19 protein-coding genes are annotated in these 18,478 nt (G+C 64.3%); 8 read left to right on the top strand and 11 right to left on the bottom strand.

What is annotated here, in order from left to right:
- Positions 1 to 193: 193 nt before the first annotated feature.
- The 10 genes from F3J20_RS10730 to F3J20_RS10775 form a co-directional block, all read right to left on the bottom strand.
- The gene (locus tag F3J20_RS10730) at positions 194 to 940 is read right to left on the bottom strand and encodes an SDR family oxidoreductase (RefSeq protein WP_167047811.1); all 747 of its coding nucleotides are present in this window, start codon (positions 938 to 940) and stop codon (positions 194 to 196) included.
- A gap of 274 nt (positions 941 to 1,214) precedes the next feature.
- Positions 1,215 to 1,799 (bottom strand): TIGR00730 family Rossman fold protein, encoded by a 585-nt coding sequence (locus F3J20_RS10735; RefSeq protein ID WP_167283355.1) that lies wholly within the window; start codon positions 1,797 to 1,799, stop codon positions 1,215 to 1,217.
- A gap of 2 nt (positions 1,800 to 1,801) precedes the next feature.
- The gene (locus F3J20_RS10740; protein WP_167283356.1) at positions 1,802 to 2,527 is read right to left on the bottom strand and encodes a TetR/AcrR family transcriptional regulator; all 726 of its coding nucleotides are present in this window, start codon (positions 2,525 to 2,527) and stop codon (positions 1,802 to 1,804) included.
- A 272-nt stretch (positions 2,528 to 2,799) separates the two neighbouring features.
- Positions 2,800 to 3,342 carry a diacylglycerol kinase gene (locus F3J20_RS10745; protein ID WP_167283357.1) on the bottom strand — a complete coding sequence of 181 codons (543 nt, stop codon included), beginning with the start codon at positions 3,340 to 3,342 and terminating at the stop codon, positions 2,800 to 2,802.
- 20 nt (positions 3,343 to 3,362) lie between these two features.
- On the bottom strand, positions 3,363 to 4,394 hold the full coding sequence (locus F3J20_RS10750) for a glycosyltransferase family 1 protein (RefSeq protein WP_167047800.1): 1,032 nt from the start codon (positions 4,392 to 4,394) through the stop codon (positions 3,363 to 3,365).
- An 88-nt stretch (positions 4,395 to 4,482) separates the two neighbouring features.
- On the bottom strand, positions 4,483 to 5,424 hold the full coding sequence (locus tag F3J20_RS10755; RefSeq protein ID WP_167047798.1) for a UDP-2,3-diacylglucosamine diphosphatase: 942 nt from the start codon (positions 5,422 to 5,424) through the stop codon (positions 4,483 to 4,485).
- A gap of 140 nt (positions 5,425 to 5,564) precedes the next feature.
- Entirely contained in the window at positions 5,565 to 6,032 is a 468-nt protein-coding gene (locus F3J20_RS10760; RefSeq protein ID WP_167047995.1) for an RDD family protein, read from the bottom strand.
- A gap of 71 nt (positions 6,033 to 6,103) precedes the next feature.
- Positions 6,104 to 6,874: a DUF3106 domain-containing protein gene (locus tag F3J20_RS10765; RefSeq protein WP_167047795.1), complete on the bottom strand. Its 771-nt coding sequence runs from the start codon at positions 6,872 to 6,874 to the stop codon at positions 6,104 to 6,106.
- A gap of 16 nt (positions 6,875 to 6,890) precedes the next feature.
- On the bottom strand, positions 6,891 to 7,325 hold the full coding sequence (locus F3J20_RS10770) for a DUF3619 family protein (protein ID WP_167283358.1): 435 nt from the start codon (positions 7,323 to 7,325) through the stop codon (positions 6,891 to 6,893).
- Positions 7,322 to 7,885 carry an RNA polymerase sigma factor gene (locus F3J20_RS10775; protein WP_167047789.1) on the bottom strand — a complete coding sequence of 188 codons (564 nt, stop codon included), beginning with the start codon at positions 7,883 to 7,885 and terminating at the stop codon, positions 7,322 to 7,324. The genes F3J20_RS10770 and F3J20_RS10775 overlap by 4 nt, the downstream gene beginning before the upstream one ends.
- A gap of 386 nt (positions 7,886 to 8,271) precedes the next feature.
- Here F3J20_RS10775 and F3J20_RS10780 point away from each other — a divergent pair, with 386 nt between their 5' ends.
- The 6 genes from F3J20_RS10780 to F3J20_RS10805 all read left to right on the top strand — a co-directional run bounded on the left by F3J20_RS10780 (position 8,272) and on the right by F3J20_RS10805 (position 15,398).
- Complete coding sequence (locus F3J20_RS10780; protein WP_167283359.1) at positions 8,272 to 10,035, top strand: acetolactate synthase 3 catalytic subunit; 1,764 nt, start codon at positions 8,272 to 8,274, stop codon at positions 10,033 to 10,035.
- A gap of 111 nt (positions 10,036 to 10,146) precedes the next feature.
- Complete coding sequence (gene ilvN, locus F3J20_RS10785; RefSeq protein ID WP_167047783.1) at positions 10,147 to 10,638, top strand: acetolactate synthase small subunit; 492 nt, start codon at positions 10,147 to 10,149, stop codon at positions 10,636 to 10,638.
- A 140-nt stretch (positions 10,639 to 10,778) separates the two neighbouring features.
- Positions 10,779 to 11,795 carry a ketol-acid reductoisomerase gene (gene ilvC / locus F3J20_RS10790; protein ID WP_167283360.1) on the top strand — a complete coding sequence of 339 codons (1,017 nt, stop codon included), beginning with the start codon at positions 10,779 to 10,781 and terminating at the stop codon, positions 11,793 to 11,795.
- Positions 11,796 to 11,927: 132 nt separating this feature from the next.
- Positions 11,928 to 12,566: a phosphatidylserine decarboxylase gene (locus F3J20_RS10795; protein WP_167047768.1), complete on the top strand. Its 639-nt coding sequence runs from the start codon at positions 11,928 to 11,930 to the stop codon at positions 12,564 to 12,566.
- A 24-nt stretch (positions 12,567 to 12,590) separates the two neighbouring features.
- Entirely contained in the window at positions 12,591 to 13,460 is an 870-nt protein-coding gene (gene pssA, locus F3J20_RS10800) for a CDP-diacylglycerol--serine O-phosphatidyltransferase (RefSeq protein ID WP_167047765.1), read from the top strand.
- Positions 13,461 to 13,844: 384 nt separating this feature from the next.
- Positions 13,845 to 15,398 carry a 2-isopropylmalate synthase gene (locus tag F3J20_RS10805; protein ID WP_167283361.1) on the top strand — a complete coding sequence of 518 codons (1,554 nt, stop codon included), beginning with the start codon at positions 13,845 to 13,847 and terminating at the stop codon, positions 15,396 to 15,398.
- Between the two features lie 155 nt (positions 15,399 to 15,553).
- Here the strand turns inward: F3J20_RS10805 and F3J20_RS10810 are convergent, their stop codons facing one another.
- Positions 15,554 to 16,105 carry a hypothetical protein gene (locus tag F3J20_RS10810; protein ID WP_167047759.1) on the bottom strand — a complete coding sequence of 184 codons (552 nt, stop codon included), beginning with the start codon at positions 16,103 to 16,105 and terminating at the stop codon, positions 15,554 to 15,556.
- Positions 16,106 to 16,293: 188 nt separating this feature from the next.
- Between F3J20_RS10810 and F3J20_RS10815 the strand changes: the two genes are divergently transcribed.
- Together F3J20_RS10815 and rpsO are read left to right on the top strand one after the other, a co-directional pair.
- Complete coding sequence (locus tag F3J20_RS10815; protein WP_205299265.1) at positions 16,294 to 17,715, top strand: branched-chain amino acid ABC transporter substrate-binding protein; 1,422 nt, start codon at positions 16,294 to 16,296, stop codon at positions 17,713 to 17,715.
- Between the two features lie 212 nt (positions 17,716 to 17,927).
- Positions 17,928 to 18,200 carry a 30S ribosomal protein S15 gene (rpsO, locus tag F3J20_RS10820; protein WP_008920609.1) on the top strand — a complete coding sequence of 91 codons (273 nt, stop codon included), beginning with the start codon at positions 17,928 to 17,930 and terminating at the stop codon, positions 18,198 to 18,200.
- Positions 18,201 to 18,478: the final 278 nt, after the last annotated feature.

The raw sequence follows: 18,478 nt of genomic DNA on the forward strand, positions 1-18,478 counted from the left end.
CGTTCCGGCCGATTCTAACGCCATATTATTACGGGGGATTACGGGGAAAGGGCCGAGCGTGGCGTTTTATCCACGCGAGTGTGCGTTTGCCGCCAGATCGGCGGGAATGCGCCGTGGAGCAGGGAAGAAAAAAGCGCGGCCACGATGGGCCGCGCTTGGGGTGCGAGGGACTGCGGCCTGGCGATCCGGCGCGTCAGCGTCCGCCGGCCACGTCGAAAAGCGCGCCCGTCACATACGATGCCGCGTCGCTCAGCAGCCACACGACGGCTTCGGCCACTTCGTCGGCGCTGCCGGGGCGGCCGAGCGGCGTGGTCGCGCCGAGTTGCGCGGCCCGCTCGGGCTTGCCGCCGCTCGCGTGAATCTCGGTGTCGATGAGGCCCGGGCGCACCGCGTTCACGCGCACGCCGCGCGGGCCGAGTTCTTTCGCGAGCCCGAGCGTCATCGTGTCGATCGCGCCTTTCGAGCCTGCGTAATCGACGTATTCGTTCGGCGAACCGAGCCGCGCCGCTGCCGACGAAATATTGACGATCGCGCCGCCCGCGCCGCCGCGATCGCTCGACATGCGCCGCGCGGCTTCGCGCGCGCACAGGTAGGCGCCGAGCACGTTGACGTCGAACATGCGCTTCAGGCGCGCGAGGTCCATGTCGGCGAGCGGGCTCGACGGCGCGACGATGCCCGCGTTGTTGACGAGCGCGTCGATGCGGCCGAAGGTCTGCTGCAGCGTATCGAACATTGCGATTACGTCGGCTTCGTCGGCGACGTCGCCGGCGATCGGCACCGCGCGGCCGCCCGCGCGCTCCACTTCGCCGACCGTCTGCTGCGCGGCCGCTAGGTCGCGCACGTAATTGACGCCGACGAACCAGCCGCGCGCGCCGAGCAGACGTGCGGTTGCGCGGCCGATGCCGCGGCTGCCGCCGGTAATCAGAACAGCTTTCGTCATGGCAACCTCGTGGTTCGGATGGATCGCGCGGGGCTCGCAAAAAGCCTGCAAGCCGTATTCAGGCCATGTTCGGGCTGCGCCTGGATTGCGCTCAATGCGCTCAAGGCAGGGTGAAGCCGGTGCTCAAACAGAGATCAAAGCGGCGGTCGAACCAGTGCGAAACCGGCGCGAAACCAGCGTCGAGTCGAAGCAAGGCAAAGCCACCACGGAGCCCGCATGCCAGCATGGAAGCGGCCTCAAACTGCCGCATCAACCGCCGCCTCCAGCCTCGGCCTCAAACCGTATTGCCCTGCACCGCCCACTTGTCGCGCACGGGCGGCCGATAGCCGCGCAGCTTGCCGATCAGCGCGGCGGGATCGGCGTCGATCTGCAGCATGTCGAGATAGGTGCGGCGCATGAAGCCTTCGTCGACCGTATGGCGCAGCAGCTGGATCAGCGGGTCGTAGAAGTGGCCGGTATTGAGCAGCGCGACGGGTTTGCCGTGATAGCCGAGCTGGGCCCACGTGAAGACCTCGAACAGCTCTTCGAGCGTGCCCGCGCCGCCCGGCATCGCGACGAACGCGTCGGACAGCTCGGCCATCATCTTCTTGCGATGATGCATGTCGGGCACCACGTGCAGTTCGGTCAGCCCGTTATGGCCGACTTCCTTGTCGACGAGCAGTTCGGGAATCACGCCGATCGCGCGGCCGCCTTCGGCCATCACCGTATCGGCGATCACGCCCATCAGCCCGACCTTGCCGCCGCCGTAGACGAGCGTGAGGCCGCTTTGCACGAGCGCGTGGCCGAAGGCGCGCGCGGCCTGTTCGTACAGCGGTTTGACTCCCATCGAGGAGCCGCAATATACGCACACCGACTTCATGCTCAGCTGTCCTTCGATTCGTTGCGAGACGCGGCGCCTTCGCGCGGCGGCAGGTAGTCGTAAAACTCGCGCTTGGGCAGCTTGCCGGAGACGAGGTCGTCGAAAATCTGCCGCGAGCGGCCGCGCAGGTAGGGCGCCATCAGCGAGACGATCTGCACGCTGACCTGGTGCAGTTCCGCGCGGATCGCTTCCTGTTCGTTGTATTTGCGCGGATTCATGACGAACTGGTACGACAGCCAGTACGTGCCGATCACGCCGACGTTGGTCGCGATCACCTGCAGTTCCTGCGGCGTCGCGACCATTTCGCCGTCGGCGACGAGTTGCTCGCAGAACTGGCTCGCGAAGCGCACCTTGTGGCTGATGATCTGCTTGAAGTGGGTTTCGAGCGTGCGGTTGCGCGCGAGCAGATCGTTCAGGTCGCGGTACAGGAAGCGGTAGCGCCAGGTGAAATCGACCATATATTGCAGATACGACCACATTTCGTCGATCGTCGCGCGATGGTCGTCGGGGAACCGCAGACGCTTTTCGATCTCCTGCTCGAACTGGCTGAAGATGCTGTTGATGATGTCGTCTTTGTTGCGGAAGTGGTAGTACAGGTTGCCTGGACTGATTTCCATTTCCTCGGCGATCGTCGTCGTCGTGACGTTCGGCTCGCCGATTTCGTTGAAGAGTTTCAACGAGAGTTCGAGAATCCGTTCGCGCGTGCGGCGGGGAGGTTTGGCTTCCATGTCGTCCGGCCCTGGTTATGCCGGGCTGGGCGCGCGGCGGCGTGCCGCTGCTGCGTGTTCCACCCGGATGCGGTTGGTATATTGAGCGCTCCCCAGCCCGCCGCTCGGCAGGCCCCCCGAGGGGGCGGCAAAGCCTTGGGCGCTGCCTTGCCCGGGGCTTTTCCGTGGGACTGTCTAACGATTATAAACCGAGCGTTCTCGTACCTAGCCGCCCTACAGGATTTTCCTTGCCGGGGACGCGGCGGCGCGTGCGGGCCGCCATCCGGTTTGCATCACAACCACATGCGCAACCAGCGCACTACGAGCGGTCCGACGATCACTCCCCACGTCATCACGCACATGCCGAGCGCGACCATCACGGCCGCGCTGCCGAGATCCTTCGCGCGCCGCGACAGCTCGTGGCGTTCGAGCGAAATGCGGTCGATCGCGGCTTCGACGCTCGAATTGAGCAGCTCGACGATCAGCACGAGCAGCACCGAGCCGAGCAGCAGCACGTGCGATACGGGATCGACCGGCACGAGGATGCCGCACGGAATCAGGATCGCGGCGAGCGTCAGTTCCTGGCGAAACGCGCTTTCCTCGCGAATTGCCACGCGAAAGCCGGCCAGCGAATTTTTCATCGCGTGCCAGGCGCGCGTGAGACCGCGATTGCCCTTGTACGGATTGAACGGCAGCGGCGCGAGCGGGTCGTCGGGGCTCAGCGGTTCGTGCGTGGCGTCGTCGTCGGACGGTTCGAGGCTCGCGGCCTCGCGCGTGGATTCGACGGCGCGCAATGCGCTGCCCGACTTGCGCTCCGCATTGGATCGGCTTCGCATGGGCGGTTCGGCGCGCCGCGTCATGCGGCGGCGCTTTCCTCGCGATACGCTTCGCGCCGCAGCGGCTTCAGATGCGCGGCGAATTGCGCGGACGCGGCGGCCCACGAGAAGCGCTCGGCCCATGCGCGCGCGTCGTGGCGATCGATCTTCATCGCTTCGAGGCAGGCCTCGCGCAGGTCCTCGTGCATCGCGCCGGCGTTGCCGTCGCCGAGCACGTCGATCGGACCCGTGACCGGGTAAGCCGCTACCGGCGTGCCGCAGGCGAGTGCTTCGAGCAGCACGAGGCCGAACGTGTCGGTGCGGCTCGGGAACACGAAGACGTCGGCGGCCGCGTAGACCTTCGCGAGCTCGGCCTGCGACAGCACGCCGAGATAGTTCGCCTGCGGATAGCGCGACTTCAGCTCGGCGAGCGCCGGGCCTTCGCCCGCGACCCACTTCGAGCCGGGCAGATCGAGCTGCAGAAACGCCTCGACGTTCTTCTCGACCGCCACGCGCCCGACGTACAGGAAGATCGGCCGCGCGGTGTTGAGCACCTTGGAATCCATCGGATGGAAGATGTCGAGGTCGACACCGCGTGTCCACAGCACGACGTTCGTGAAGCCGAACTTTTCCAGATCCTGCTTGACGACGGGCGTCGGCGCCATCACCGCGAGCGAGGGCTTGTGGAACCAGTGCAGGAACTTGTAGGTCGCGGTAAGCGGAATGCCGAAACGCGCTTGCACGTATTCGGGAAAGCGCGTGTGATAGGCGGTCGTGAACGGCAGCTTGTGCTGCAGCGCATAGGAGCGCGCGGCCATGCCGAGCGGCCCTTCGGTCGCGATGTGCAGCGCGTCGGGCGCGAAGCGGTCGATGCGCTCGCGCAGCTTGCGGCGCGGCAGCAGCGACAGGCGGATTTCCGGATACGTCGGGCAGGGGATCGTTTTGAATTCGAGCGGTGTCAGCAGATCGACTTCATGGCCGAGCGCCATAAGTTCGCGCGTGGTGTTTTTCAGCGTGCGCACGACGCCGTTGACCTGCGGTTCCCATGCGTCGGTGACGATCATGATCTTCATCGATTGATTCCTCGATTGATTCCTCGATTGACTCATCGATTGACTCATCGATTGGTTCCCGATTCGGGGCCGATTGAAGCGGCGGGCGCTAGGCGGTGGCCCGGGCCTTCTGCGCGCCGGCTTGCGGGGCTTGCAGCGTGGTCCAGAAGATCACCTTGAGCTCGCCCTCGTACGTCTCGACGAGTGCCGACAGACTCTCGACCCAGTCGCCGTCGTTGCAATACAGCACGCCGTCGATCTCGCGCATCTCGGCCTTGTGGATGTGCCCGCAAACGACGCCGTCGCAGCCGCGGCGGCGCGCTTCGTCGGTCATCACGGTCTCGAACGAGGAGATGAAGTTGACCGCGTTCTTGACCTGATGCTTGAGGTACTGCGAGAGCGACCAGTACGGGAAGCCGAGCTTGCTGCGGATGCGGTTGAACCAGCGGTTCAGCACGAGGATCATCGTGTAGAGCGTGTCGCCGAGATAGGCGAGCCACTTCGCGTGCTGGATCACGCCGTCGAACAGATCGCCGTGCACGATCCACATGCGCTTGCCGGCGAGCGTGGTGTGGAACGCTTCGCCGCGCACGTGGATGTCGCCGAACGCGAGGTCGCAGAACTGGCGCGCGGCTTCGTCGTGATTGCCGGGCACGTAGATCACCTGGGTGCCTTTGCGCGCCTTGCGCAGCACTTTCTGCACGACGTCGTTGTGCGCCTGCGGCCAGTACCAGCCTTTCTTCAACTGCCAGCCGTCGATGATGTCGCCGACGAGGTAGAGGTACTCCGATTCGTTGTGGCGCAGGAAGTCGAGCAGATAGCTGGCTTGGCAGCCGCTCGAGCCGAGATGGATGTCGGAGAGCCAGATCGTGCGATAGCGATGCGGATCGGCGTGGCTGTCATCGGGATGATCGGCGTGGGCATCGAGGGGCGGCGTCGCCGGCGGCGGCAGACCGTGCTGGGCGGAACCCGGGGCCGGACGGAAAGCGACGGTGTCGACGCTCGGGCCGATCTGGCGAAACAGGGAAGTCGCGGACGTCTTGGGGTCCATGGCTTACACGTCGAGTGGCGGTGCCCGTATTGGGCCGGGCGCGCGTGACTCTGACGTGACAGTCATGAGAAGTTCTTATTACGAGGGGGCTGCGGCGCAGAGAACAAAGACAAAGAAGCCCCGCCCCGCCCAAGGGGCCACTAACCCTGCACTATTCTCGTCCCCGCCAACCGGTCATGCAGAAACTGCCGCTGCGAATCAAAACGCCCACTCGCGGCCCACACCACGAACCAGACACCCGCAACGACAAGCGTCTGCGGCACCCGCAACCCCAGCAGCGGATGCACCGCAAGCGGCGGTAAAAACCACAGCCATGCAAGCACATAACGCGCAACCGCCCGTGCGACGGAAAGCGGCCCGCCATCGGCGGAAACGACCCGCAGGCGCCAGGTCTTCATCGGCAGCGTCTGTCCGCCGTGAGTCCAGAACCACACGAAGTACACGCCGACCACGAGCCCGATCCAGCCGGCCAGCAGATTGTGATGCGTGAGGCCGTTGCGCTGCTGCGTCAGCGTGCTGAACAGATAACCGGCGATAAACACGACGCCGAACAGGATCACCGCTTCGTAGAGCAACGCCGCAAGCCGGCGCCGCACGGTCGGCACCATGCCGGGCGCGGGGGTGGTGGGCAGGGGCGAGGTCGCGAGGGGCTGGGACACGGGAGGGGCGAGGTGGCGGATCAGGAGCCGTTGAAGATCGACGGCGCTTCGGCCGGCGATACCGGCACCGGCGTCGCCGGCACGAAACTGCCCGCCGCCGGAATCGCGGGCGGCGACGGCAGCGCGCTCGTTCCCGGCGACGATGCGGCCGCCGCGGCGCTCGCCGCTGCCGCCTCGCTCGCGCCGCCATGTTCGCGCGCGTTGACGAGGCGGTCGATACCCTTGAGCTCGTTACGCGCCGACGGCGGCGCGCTGACGACGCTCGGCCGGCGTTTGTGCTCGCTGGCGGCCAGCCGTTCCTTCAGGTCCTCGGGCAGTTGCTGATACGCCTTCCACGCGTTCTGGCGGGCTTCGCGCGGCAATTCCTTCGATACCTGGTAGTTCTCGCGCGCGACACGCCGCTGATCCGGCGTCATGCGGACCCATTCGCTCATGCGCTCGTGCAGGCGTTTTTGCGCATCAGGCGACATTTTCGCGTAACGCGATGCGATCTTGACCCAATTGCGCTTGCGCTCGTCGCTAAACGAATCCCATTCGGAGGCGAACGGCGCGAGCGCGACATGCTCGGCGGCGCTCAGGCGCGACCATGCGAGCGGACTGTTGTTGCCGGGCAGGCCGGGCAATTCGACGGACAGCGTGGGGGCGGGGGCTTTCGCTGTGGCGTTGTTGCCGGCCGAGGGGCTGGCCGGGGCTGCCGGGCCCGGATGAAAGCGCGGGTACGTCGCGGCAAACGACACCAGGGCCGCGATCGTGCATCCGAAAACAACGGCCAGGCCGCGCTTGTAACTCACCCGAGAAATCTCCCGCTCAGTGGGCGCGTGAAAGATACGCGTTGAAACCGTGGTCAAGGTAGGCATTGAGCGGCAGGTCGTCGCTCAGCATGGCGGCGTCGATATCGGCGAGTTCGGCGGTGCGCTGGTGGTCTTCCCAGTATGCAATGCCGACGAGGCTCACCAGCAGCGCGGCGAGCGGCCACGCGAGCGCGAAGCGGCGCAGCGGCGAACGGTGGCGCGGCTGCCTGAAGCCGCTTCCCGACAGGTTGGCCATCCCGGCCGGCATGCCGGCGAAAGCGGGCACGAACGACGGCGCGCTGACGGGCTCGGGCTTCTTGCGCGCGAGTGCCGCGCGGCGTGCCGTGGCGAGCCGGTCGACGGTGGCGGAGGAGAGATTGGCGGTGTTTTCGTCGAGCGCGCGGCGCATTTCGCGCGCGAACTCGAGTTCTCGGGTTTCAAGGGAGCTCATAGCGTGATTCCTTTGGCCTTGAGCGCTTGCGCCAGCGTGTGGGTGGCCCGGGAGCAGTGCGTTTTCACGCTGCCTTCGGAACAGCCCATTGCGGCGGCAGTCTCGGCGACATCCATATCCTCCCAATAACGCATGAGAAACGCCTCCCGTTGACGTGCCGGTAATTTCTGGATCTCGTCGTCGATCAACTGCAGGACCTGTTCGCGCTCGAGCTTCTGCTCGTTGCTCTCGGCACCGGCCGAACCGGCCTCGGCCTCGAACGTCTCCAGCGGATCGAATTCGTCGTCGTCCGCATTGCCGAGCGACGAGAACAGGCTGATCCACGTATTGCGTACTTTCGCACGACGGAAATAGTCGTGCATCGCATTCTGCAGAATACGCTGAAACAGCAGCGGCAACTCGGCCGCCGGACGATCGCCGTACTTTTCGGCGAGCTTGATCATCGCGTCCTGCACGATGTCGAGCGAGGCGTCGTCGTCCCGCACGGCGTAGACCGTCTGCTTGAATGCGCGCCTTTCGACGCCCGCCAGAAAATCGGCGAGTTCCTTGTCTGATGCCATCCGTGTGAGGTCGGCGCAGCGGGCGTGCGCGTAATCGGTCGAAAAATGTCGTAAAACTCGCGGATGCTAACAAACTTTTGCGTGGCGAGGGGTGAAACGTGCTTCGGCTTGCATTTGCATGACGGTTGCGGGATTGCGCGCCGTGCGAATCGTCGCGGTCATTGCGGGCATTTTTCCGAATCGACGCACAAGCCTGAGGCAATATTTGCTTGACCGCGGGCGCGTCAGCCGCTATTGTCGCTGGTTCGCAACATAAGTGAGTTGTCTCAATTGAGGTGTGGCCCAAGAAGCCCGCCTGTCAACTGGACGCGCCGCTTGAACCCGAGTCACGAGCCCGGCAGAGAGCACCCGATCAATTTTTTGCCGAAAATTCGAAAGGTCAATCAATGAATATGCCCAGCGCGGAATTCTCCACGTCGGATACGACCCCTCCCCACGAAGCCGACTCTATCGGCGCCACCGTGCTCATGAAGGCACTGGCCGACGAAGACGTCGAGTTCATCTGGGGCTATCCCGGCGGCTCGGTACTCTACATTTACGACGAGCTGTACAAGCAGGACAAATTCCAGCATGTGCTCGTGCGCCACGAACAGGCTGCCGTGCATGCTGCCGACGCCTATGCGCGTTCCACCGGCAAGGTCGGCGTATGTCTCGTGACGTCCGGCCCCGGTGTCACCAATGCGGTGACCGGAATCGCCACCGCCTACATGGATTCGATCCCGATGGTGGTGATCAGCGGCCAGGTGCCGACTGCCGCGATCGGTCAGGATGCGTTCCAGGAGTGCGACACGGTCGGTATCACGCGTCCCTGCGTGAAGCACAACTTCCTCGTGAAGGACGTGCGCGATCTCGCCGCCACCGTCAAGAAAGCGTTCTACATTGCCCGTACCGGCCGCCCCGGCCCCGTGCTGATCGACATTCCGAAGGACGTGTCGAAGGCGCCGTGCCAGTACGAGCCGATCCGGAGCGTGTCGCTGCGCTCGTACAACCCCGTCACGAAGGGCCACTCCGGTCAGATCCGCAAGGCGGTCTCGCTGCTGTTGTCGGCGAAGCGCCCGTACATCTACACCGGCGGCGGCATCATTCTCGCGGACGCCTCGCGCGAGCTGAACCAGTTCGCCGATCTGCTCGGCTATCCGGTCACCAACACGCTGATGGGTCTGGGCGGCTACCGTTCGAGCGACAAGAAATTCCTCGGCATGCTCGGCATGCACGGCACGTACGAAGCCAACATGGCGATGCAGCACTGCGACGTGCTGATCGCGATCGGTGCGCGCTTCGACGACCGCGTGATCGGCGACCCGGCGCACTTCGCCTCGCGGCCGCGCAAGATCATCCATATCGACATCGATCCTTCCTCCATTTCCAAGCGCGTCAAGGTCGACATTCCGATCGTCGGCGACGTGAAGGAAGTGCTGAAGGAGCTGATCGAACAGTTGCAGACGGCCGAGCATGGCCCGGACACCGTGGCGCTCGCCGACTGGTGGAAGGACATCGAAGGCTGGCGCGCGAAAGACTGCCTCAAGTTCGACCGCAAGAGCGACGTCATCAAGCCGCAGTACGTGGTCGAAAAGGCATGGGAGCTGACCGACGGCAATGCCTTCGTGTGTTCCGACGTCGGCCAGCACCAGATGTGGGCCGCGCAGTTCTATAAGTTCAACAAGCCGCGTCGCTGGATCAACTCCGGCGGCCTCGGCACGATGGGCTTCGGCCTGCCGGCCGCGATGGGCGTGAAGATGGCGCACCCGAACGACGACGTGCTGTGCATCACGGGCGAAGGCTCGATCCAGATGTGCATCCAGGAGCTGTCGACCTGCAAGCAGTACGACCTCCCGGTCAAGATTCTTTCGCTGAACAACCGCTATCTGGGCATGGTGCGCCAGTGGCAGCAGATCGAATACAGCAAGCGCTATTCGCATTCGTACATGGATGCGCTGCCGGACTTCGTGAAGCTCGCCGAAGCGTACGGCCACGTCGGCATGCGCATCGAGCGCACGGCCGATGTCGAGCCGGCGCTGAAGGAAGCGTTGCGCCTCAAGGATCGCGCGGTGTTTCTCGACTTCCAGACCGATCCGACCGAAAACGTCTGGCCGATGGTTCAGGCCGGCAAGGGCATCACCGAGATGCTCATGGGTTCGGAAGATCTATAACGACGGCCAGGCTGCCGGCTTCGTCATGTGCGCCTTCAAAAAGGGCGAGGGCAAACGAAGCGGCGTCGCGCCGCTCGCGGACATCGACAAAACATCTGGAAGAAGCGAAACATGAGACACATTATTTCCGTCCTGCTGGAAAACGAACCGGGCGCGCTGTCGCGCGTGGTGGGGCTTTTCTCGGCACGCGGCTACAACATCGAAACCTTGACGGTGGCTCCGACCGAAGACCGTTCGCTGTCGCGCATGACCATCGTCTCCATTGGCTCGGACGACGTGATCGAACAGATCACGAAGCATCTGAACCGCCTGATCGAGGTGGTGAAAGTGGTCGACCTTACCGAGGGTGCCCACATCGAGCGCGAGCTGATGCTGATCAAGGTGAGGGCGGTCGGCAAGGAACGTGAGGAGATGAAGCGGATGTCGGATATTTTCCGCGGCCGCATCATCGACGTCACCGAAAAGACCTACACGATCGAACTGACGGGGGCGAGCGACAAGCTCGACGCCTTCATCGAAGGGCTCGATTCCACGGCGATTCTCGAGACGGTCCGCACGGGCGGCTCGGGCATCGGGCGCGGCGAGCGCATCCTGAAGGTCTGATACGCGGCGCTTTCCTGTTTCGACGCCGTGAGCTGGCGTCACGATCATAAGGCCGGGCAGCTCACTTCGAACCCGGCTCGCAGCACATTATTCGCAGTACCTGAATTTCCTGAATCATCGAATCTAGCCAAGGAACCGACATGAAAGTTTTCTACGACAAGGACGCCGATCTCTCCCTCATCAAGGGCAAGCAGGTCACCATCATCGGCTATGGCTCGCAAGGCCATGCGCACGCGCTGAACCTGAAGGAAAGCGGCGTGAACATCACGGTCGGTCTGCGCAAGGGCGGCGCATCGTGGAGCAAGGCCGAGAACGCCGGCCTGCAAGTGAAGGAAGTCGCGGACGCGGTCAAGGGCGCGGACGTCGTCATGATGCTGCTGCCGGACGAGCAGATCGCCGACGTGTACGCGAAGGAAGTTCACGCGAACATCAAGCAGGGCGCGGCGCTCGCGTTCGCGCACGGCTTCAACGTGCACTACGGCCAGGTGATCCCGCGCGCCGACCTCGACGTCATCATGATCGCGCCGAAGGCACCGGGCCACACGGTGCGCGGCACCTACTCGCAAGGTGGCGGCGTGCCGCACCTGATCGCGGTTGCCCAGGACAAGTCGGGCGCAGCGCGCGACATCGCTTTGTCGTATGCAGCGGCTAACGGCGGCGGCCGTGCCGGCATCATCGAAACGAACTTCCGCGAAGAAACCGAAACCGACCTGTTCGGCGAGCAGGCCGTGCTGTGCGGCGGTACCGTCGACCTGATCAAGGCCGGCTTCGAAACGCTGGTCGAAGCGGGTTACGCGCCGGAAATGGCGTACTTCGAGTGCCTGCACGAACTGAAGCTGATCGTCGACCTGATCTACGAAGGCGGCATCGCGAACATGAACTACTCGATCTCGAACAACGCCGAGTACGGCGAGTACGTGACGGGTCCGCGCATCGTGACCGCTGAAACGAAGAAGGCGATGAAGGCCGTGCTGACCGACATCCAGACCGGCGAGTACGCGAAGAGCTTCATCATCGAGAACAAGGCTGGCGCACCGACGCTGCAATCGCGCCGCCGCCTGACGGCCGAGCACCAGATCGAGCAGGTCGGCTCGAAGCTGCGCGCGATGATGCCGTGGATCGCGAAGAACAAGCTCGTCGACCAGTCGAAGAACTAAGCGTCGCGACGCAACGAGGTCCGGCGCGGCGCTTCGGCGCGGCGGCCGGACCAGTCAAAAAGCCGTCCAAGGGTGCTGAACCCTGGGCGGCTTTTGCTATCCTACGGTTTTACAAAAACACAGAAGCCATCCATGAATTACCCTCATCCGATCATCGCGCGAGAAGGCTGGCCGTTCATCGCCATCGCGGCCGTCGTTGCCTTACTGGTTCACGCCTTCGCGGGGTTCGGCATTGCGTGGATCTTCTGGCTGATCCTGTTGTTCGTCGTGCAGTTCTTCCGCGACCCGGCCCGTCCGATTCCGACCCAGGCCAACGCGGTGCTGTGTCCCGCCGACGGCCGCATCGTCGCGGTCGAAACCGCGCATGACCCTTATGCGAATCGCGAAGCGCTGAAGATCAGCGTGTTCATGAACGTGTTCAACGTCCACTCGCAGCGCTCGCCGGTCGACGGCGCGATCTCGAAGGTCGAATACTTTCCCGGCGCGTATCTGAACGCGGCGGTCGATAAAGCCTCGCTCGAAAACGAGCGCAATGCGATCGTGATCGAAATGGCCGGCGGCCAGACCGTGACCTCGGTGCAGATCGCCGGGCTGATCGCGCGACGCATTCTCTGCTACGTCCGTGCCGGCGAGCCGCTTACGCGCGGCCAGCGTTACGGGTTCATCCGCTTCGGTTCGCGCGTCGACGTGTATCTGCCGGTGGGCAGCCGTCCGCGCGTGTCGATCGGCGAGAAGGTGTCGGCGTCGTCCACGATCCTCGCCGAGCTGTAAAGCGGCATACAGGAGGTTGTCCGAATGGCCGCATTCAAACCGCGTCGACCCCGTAACAACGGACCGCTGCCACGGCCGTTTCGCCGCAACAAGCCGATCGTGACGGAGCCGTCGGCTGTCGAGAGCCGGCGCGCGCAGCGTCAGCAGTTCCTCAGAAAACGCGGCATCTATCTGCTGCCGAACGCGTTCACCACGGCGGCGTTGTTCTGCGGCTTCTTCGCCGTCGTGCAGGCGATGAACGTACGCTTCGAAATCGCGGCGATCGCGATCTTCGTCGCGATGGTGCTCGACGGCATGGACGGCCGCGTCGCGCGCATGACGCATACGCAAAGCGCCTTCGGCGAGCAGTTCGACAGCCTGTCGGACATGGTGTCGTTCGGCGTCGCGCCGGCGCTCGTCATGTACGAGTGGGTCCTGAAAGACCTCGGCCGCTGGGGCTGGCTCGCGGCGTTCGTCTATTGCTCGGGCGCGGCGCTGCGGCTCGCGCGTTTCAACACGAACATCGGCGTGGTCGACAAGCGTTTCTTCCAGGGCATGCCGAGCCCGGCCGCGGCGGCGCTGATCGCCGGTTTCGTGTGGCTCGCCACTGACAACCGCGTGCCGCTGAAGCTCGTCTGGTTGCCGTGGGTCGCCTTCGTGCTGACCATCTACGCGGGCGTGACGATGGTGTCGAACGCGCCGTTCTACAGCGGCAAGGCGCTCGACGTGCGGCATCGCGTGCCGTTCGGCGTGATCCTGCTCGTGGTGGTCGCGTTCGTGCTCGTGTCGTCCGATCCGCCGCTGATGCTGTTCGGCCTGTTCGTGCTGTACGGTCTGTCCGGCTACGTGTTCTGGGCTTATCAGGCGGTGCGCGGCAGGGCCAATCCGGCGCGCTCGGCGACGCGCGACCGGTAAGGTTTGAGCCCGAACTGGCGCGTCGGCGTCATGAGAAAACGGCAGCCCGAGGGCTGCCGTTTTTCGTTTCCCGGCCTACGCGTGCAGCCTGCTGCGGAGCCCTGCGCCGACCCCGCCGCGGGCCGCTCCGGCGCGCATTGCGCGGCCCGTTGAATGCCGCTATAGTCGTCGGATAAGTGCGTTTTGCGTGGCCGTCCGGGCTCGGCCCGCGCCTCGTCATCGAGCCGAGCGCCGCGCCGCCATGCTTCATTCTCGCCTCGATGCGCTGTTGCGCTCCGTTCGCGTCGGTCGCGACCTTCGCAAACGTGCCTCGCGAGCGGCCACGCCAATCGCCGAATCAAACATCCTATCCCCACATCCGAACGACTCCCGAGGAGGCCCGATATGTCCGACAAACTGATCATTTTCGACACCACGTTGCGCGACGGCGAGCAATCGCCGGGGGCATCGATGACGAAGGAAGAAAAGATCCGCATCGCCAAGCAACTCGAGCGGATGAAAGTCGACGTGATCGAAGCCGGCTTCGCGGCCAGCTCGAACGGCGACTTCGACGCGATCCACACGATCGCGGGCCTCGTGAAGGACAGCACGGTCTGCTCGCTCGCGCGCGCGAACGACAAGGACATCCAGCGCGCCGCCGACGCGCTCAAGCTGGCCGATCACTTCCGCATCCACACGTTCATCGCGACGTCGCCGCTGCACATGGAAAAGAAGCTGCGCATGACGCCGGAGCAGGTGTTCGAGCAGGCGAAACTCGCGGTGCGTTTCGCGCGCAAATTCACCGACGACGTCGAGTTCTCGCCCGAAGACGGCAGCCGCTCCGACATGGACTTCCTGTGCCGCGTGCTCGAAGCGGTGATCGCCGAGGGTGCGACCACGATCAACATCGCGGACACGGTCGGCTACGGCGTGCCGGAACTGTACGGCCAGCTCGTCAAGACGCTGCGCGAACGCATTCCGAACTCGCACAAGGCGGTGTTCTCGGTGCATTGCCATAACGACCTCGGCATGGCGGTGGCGAATTCGCTCGCCGGCGTGCAGCTTGGCGGCGCGCGTCAGGTCGAGTGCACGATCAACGGTCTCGGCGAGCGCGCGGGCAATACCTCGCTCGAAGAAATCGTGATGGCGGTGAAGACCCGCAAGGATTACTTCGGCCTCGACGTCGGTCTCGACACGACGCAGATCGTGCCGGCCTCGAAGCTCGTCTCGCAGATCACCGGTTTCGTCGTGCAGCCGAACAAGGCGGTGGTCGGCGCGAACGCGTTCGCGCATGCGTCGGGCATCCATCAGGACGGCGTGCTGAAGGCGCGCGACACCTACGAAATCATGCGCGCCGAAGACGTGGGCTGGACCGCGAACAAGATCGTGCTCGGCAAGCTGTCGGGCCGCAACGCGTTCAAGCAGCGTTTGCAGGAACTCGGCATCGCGCTCGATAGCGAGGCCGAACTGAACGCCGCTTTCGCGCGCTTCAAGGAACTGGCCGACCGCAAGGCGGAAATCTTCGACGAGGACATTATCGCGATCGTCAACGAGGAATCGGCGCAGGCGCAGGAGAAGGAGCACTACAAATTCCTGTCGATGTCGCAGCACTCGGAAACCGGCGAGCAGCCGCATGCGAAGGTCGTGTTCTCGGTCGAGGGCAAGGAGATCACCGGCGAGGCGCGCGGCAACGGCCCCGTCGATGCGACGCTCAACGCGATCGAAACGGAAGTGGGCAGCGGCTCGGAACTGCTGCTGTACTCGGTCAACGCGATCACGACCGGCACCCAGGCGCAGGGCGAGGTGACGGTGCGGCTGTCGAAGAGCGGGCGCATCGTCAATGGCGTGGGCACCGATCCCGATATCGTCGCGGCATCGGCGAAGGCTTATATCTCGGCGCTCAACAAGCTGTATTCGAATACGGACAAGCTGAATCCGCAGCGCTCGGAAGGCGTGTGATTGCGCGCGTGCCGTAATGCAGAAGCCCCGTGCGGTTCAGTGCACGGGGCTTCTTTTTTTGCGCGGTGGTTCTGGAAGGGGGGGCGGCGAGGATCGTCGCGTTACTGCGTTGTTGCCGCGTGCCGCAGCTAACCTCGCGGCGCGCGTAGCCTCGCTCAGAACAGGCTGCGGCGATCCGGGTCGTGCAACGGGTCCGGCGTTTTCTGCGTGAGCCGCAGGATGCCCTGGTCGTCGAAATAGAAGCTGTAGAGCATGTACCAGACGTTGTCTTCGAGATAGCGATACGTCCAGACCTCGCGCTTCATGAGCGGGAAGTATGCCGTTTCGACCGGTCGGCCGAAGTTCACGAGCACGTCGCTGCGCGTCCATTTGCCGATCTCGGCGCGGTAGAACTCATTCGGCTGCAGCACCTGGCGCATGTTGACGATCTTGCCGGCCGCATCGATGTCGGCGGCGGTGGTGGTTTCGCCCATCGGCTGGGTCGGCCACATCAGGCGCTTGCCGCCGTCGGGCAGATCGTAGGTTTCGCGCGGCGGACCGAGGCGCGCGATGACCGTCGATACGTCCGCACCCGGCTGATATTGCTGCCAGGGTTGCGCGCAGCCGGCAAGCGCCAGCGCGCTCAGACAGACCAGCGCGGCACGGCGCAGGCGCATGCCGGCGGGTGCCGCGATCGAGGCTGCCGCGCGGCGGTGGTGATTCGGCATGGATTCCTCCGATGGCGTTTGAGTAGCGGTTTTTATCATCGAGACGCTTTATTTTGACACGCGCTGTCGCAAAAGACCTGCGCTTCGTGATGATCCGCCAGCAGAACGGTAACGGATGCGCCGGCTTGCCTATTCCGTGCGCGGCGTCCTATGATCCGCGCTTCGAAGATTCAGGCGGGACAGTAACGATGGCGATCTGGCAACGGGCGGCAGCCGCGGTGGCGTTCACGGCGGTTTCGATGGTGGCGGGGGCGAGCGCGGCTCGTGCAGTGGCGACAGTCGCGGCGGGTTCGGCAGGTTCAGCGGCCGGTCAGGTCGCGAGTGTGACGGCGGCGGCCGTCACGCCGGGCGTGGACGCGGTGGGCAAACCGACGAGCAGGTCTGCAAGCAACGCAGCCGGCATGTCCGCCGGCAAACCCACCGGCAAGCCGATCCAGCTTGCGCTGATCGAAGGCATGTCCGGTCCGTTCGCGAATGCCGGTGCGGCGGTCGAGCGCAATCTGCGCTTCGGTGTCGAGCAGGTGAATGCGAGCGGCGGCGTGAAGCTCCCGGACGGCGCGCATCCGTTCGAACTGGTCGTGCTCGACAGCAAGGGCAGCACCGAGGAAGCGCTCACGCAACTGCGCGCGGCCGCCGATCGCCATATCGGCTACATCATGCAGGGCAACAGTTCGGCGGTCGCGGCCGCGCTGATCGGTGCGATCGACAAGCAGAACAGCCGCGAGCCGGACAATCGCGAACTGTTCCTCAACTATTCCGCCGACGACCCCGCGCTCACCAACGCGGACTGCAGCTTCTGGCACTTCCGTTTCGACGCGCACGCGGGCATGCGCATGGCCGCGCTCGCCGACGTGATCGAGCGCGACAAGGCCGTGAAAAAGGTCTATCTGCTGAACCAGGATTACAGCTTCGGCCATGACGTGAGCAGCCTCGCGCGCTCGACGCTCGCGGCGAAGCGCCCGGACATCGCGGTGGTCGGCGATGAATTTCATCCGATCGGCCGCGTGAAGGATTTCGCGCCCTATATCGCGAAGATTCGCGCGAGCGGCGCGGACGCGGTGATCACCGGCAACTGGGGCAACGACCTGACGCTGCTCGTCAAGGCGGCGCGCGAGCAGGGCCTCGACACGAAGTTCTATACGTTCTACGGCAACAGCCTCGGCGCGCCGGCGGCGCTCGGCGACGCGGGCGTGGGTCATGTGATCGCGGTGGCCGATTGGCATCCGAACGCGGGCGGCGCGGCCTCGGACGCGTGGTATGCGGCGTTCCGCGCGCGCTTTCCGGCCGCGCAGGACGACTACCCGGTGCTGCGCATGCCGCTGATGATCGAAACGCTCGCCGCTGCGATGACGCGCGCCGGCAGTGCCGATCCGACGGCGGTCGCGAAGGCGCTCGAAGGCATCCGTTTCGACAACGGCTTTCACGCGTCGTGGATGCGCGCCGACGATCATCAACTGATCCAGCCCCTCTACGTAATGGAAATGGACAAAGCCGGCACGCCGGGCGTGCGTTTCGATAACGAAGGCTCCGGCTACGGATTCCGCACGGTGTTGGCGCTGCCGGCCGAGCGCACGATCGCGCCGACCGTCTGCAGGATGCAGCGGCCTTGAGCGGCCGGTCTCGCATGGTCTCGCGCGGCGCCCGGTCCGCGCGCCAGCCTAGGTTTCGCGGCCGGAACGCACTGTGCTACAATACGCGTCCCGTTATGGGGCTGGGTCCCGATTCAGTCGCAAACGGGAGAACTCAGTAAATTTTTGAAACGGGTAATCCACGGCACGGCCTTTCTTCCGTGACCGCCTGTCCAGTCATCAAGGAAATTGATATGTCCGCAGTTGAAGCAAGCAAGAAGTCCGAAGTCGTCGCGCAATTCGCACGCGCAGCTAACGATACCGGCTCCCCCGAAGTTCAGGTCGCGCTGCTCACGACCCGCATCAACGAACTGACCTCCCACTTCAAGGAGCACACGAAGGATCACCACAGCCGCCGCGGTCTGCTGCGCATGGTGAGCCGCCGTCGCAAGCTGCTCGACTACCTGAAGGGTAAGGACGCGGACCGTTACCGCAGCCTGATCGAAAAGCTGGGTCTGCGTAAGTAATCGGCCAGTCGTTCAGCAAGATGCCTGTGTCAGTTTCGCTGATACAGGCATTTTGTTTTTGCGCGGCGCGCTTCATGTGACGCGCGCCGTCTGTGATTCGCAGCGTATGCCGGTTCGCGCGGCGTTCACAGGCAGGGCAGTATCGGCAGCAAAGCAGCAGTAGAGAAACAGTAATAAAAACATGGCCGGGCTTCAGGGCGGAGTTTTGTGTCATTCCAGCGGGTCGCGCGTATTCGTGCAGCGCGGTTCTCTGGAATGGCATAACACGACTCTTCCCA

The organism is Paraburkholderia sp. Cy-641 (assembly GCF_011752945.1).
Classification (GTDB): Bacteria; Pseudomonadota; Gammaproteobacteria; order Burkholderiales; family Burkholderiaceae; genus Paraburkholderia.

Coding starts and splice junctions, on each gene's coding strand:
- F3J20_RS10810 (WP_167047759.1), bottom strand. CDS start 16,105: ATGCCGAATCACCACCGCCGCGCGGCAGCCTCGATCGCGGCACCCGCC.
- F3J20_RS10755 (WP_167047798.1), bottom strand. CDS start 5,424: ATGGACCCCAAGACGTCCGCGACTTCCCTGTTTCGCCAGATCGGCCCG.
- F3J20_RS10795 (WP_167047768.1), top strand. CDS start 11,928: ATGAATTACCCTCATCCGATCATCGCGCGAGAAGGCTGGCCGTTCATC.
- F3J20_RS10760 (WP_167047995.1), bottom strand. CDS start 6,032: ATGGTGCCGACCGTGCGGCGCCGGCTTGCGGCGTTGCTCTACGAAGCG.
- F3J20_RS10750 (WP_167047800.1), bottom strand. CDS start 4,394: ATGAAGATCATGATCGTCACCGACGCATGGGAACCGCAGGTCAACGGC.
- F3J20_RS10745 (WP_167283357.1), bottom strand. CDS start 3,342: ATGCGAAGCCGATCCAATGCGGAGCGCAAGTCGGGCAGCGCATTGCGC.
- ilvC (WP_167283360.1), top strand. CDS start 10,779: ATGAAAGTTTTCTACGACAAGGACGCCGATCTCTCCCTCATCAAGGGC.
- F3J20_RS10735 (WP_167283355.1), bottom strand. CDS start 1,799: ATGAAGTCGGTGTGCGTATATTGCGGCTCCTCGATGGGAGTCAAACCG.
- pssA (WP_167047765.1), top strand. CDS start 12,591: ATGGCCGCATTCAAACCGCGTCGACCCCGTAACAACGGACCGCTGCCA.
- F3J20_RS10730 (WP_167047811.1), bottom strand. CDS start 940: ATGACGAAAGCTGTTCTGATTACCGGCGGCAGCCGCGGCATCGGCCGC.
- F3J20_RS10805 (WP_167283361.1), top strand. CDS start 13,845: ATGTCCGACAAACTGATCATTTTCGACACCACGTTGCGCGACGGCGAG.
- F3J20_RS10770 (WP_167283358.1), bottom strand. CDS start 7,325: ATGAGCTCCCTTGAAACCCGAGAACTCGAGTTCGCGCGCGAAATGCGC.
- F3J20_RS10780 (WP_167283359.1), top strand. CDS start 8,272: ATGAATATGCCCAGCGCGGAATTCTCCACGTCGGATACGACCCCTCCC.
- rpsO (WP_008920609.1), top strand. CDS start 17,928: ATGTCCGCAGTTGAAGCAAGCAAGAAGTCCGAAGTCGTCGCGCAATTC.
- F3J20_RS10775 (WP_167047789.1), bottom strand. CDS start 7,885: ATGGCATCAGACAAGGAACTCGCCGATTTTCTGGCGGGCGTCGAAAGG.
- F3J20_RS10815 (WP_205299265.1), top strand. CDS start 16,294: ATGGCGATCTGGCAACGGGCGGCAGCCGCGGTGGCGTTCACGGCGGTT.
- F3J20_RS10740 (WP_167283356.1), bottom strand. CDS start 2,527: ATGGAAGCCAAACCTCCCCGCCGCACGCGCGAACGGATTCTCGAACTC.
- ilvN (WP_167047783.1), top strand. CDS start 10,147: ATGAGACACATTATTTCCGTCCTGCTGGAAAACGAACCGGGCGCGCTG.